Consider the following 413-nt stretch of genomic DNA (forward strand, 5'->3'; position numbering starts at 1 on the left):
TCGCGAGCGAGCTCGCTCCCACAGGGGGTGACGGCGGGAGGTTACTGCGCGGTCAACTCGGTCAAAGCACGAACCCGCTGCTGCATATTGATCAAATGCAACCGCATCGAAGCCCGCGCCGCCTCGGCATCACGGCGTGCCAGCGCCGCATAGACCTGCTCCCGCTCACGCACTGCCAACGTTCGGTTCTCACTTTTCACCTGCACAACCGTGAGCAACGTATTGCCGACATGGGCCATGGCATCGATGAAGAAACTGTTGCCGGTGCATTGGGCGACCTGCAGATGAAATTCGAAATCGGCCCGGGCTCTGTCGTCATCCGTAGGGGCAAGGGCATTCGCTACGTCGAGCGCTTCACGCATCGCCAGCAATTGCTCCGGCGTAGCCCGTTGCGCGGCGATGCCAGCGGCTTC

Annotated in this window: 1 protein-coding gene; it reads right to left on the bottom strand. The window is 62.0% G+C overall.

Annotation, left to right across the window (positions count from 1 at the left end; translation table 11 throughout):
* Positions 1 to 41: 41 nt before the first annotated feature.
* The coding region (locus OC610_RS28935) for a FadR/GntR family transcriptional regulator (protein WP_264433251.1) at positions 42 to 413 on the bottom strand (372 nt) is incomplete at its 5' end.

Source organism: Pseudomonas agronomica (assembly GCF_025917275.1).
GTDB lineage: Bacteria > Pseudomonadota > Gammaproteobacteria > Pseudomonadales > Pseudomonadaceae > Aquipseudomonas > Aquipseudomonas agronomica.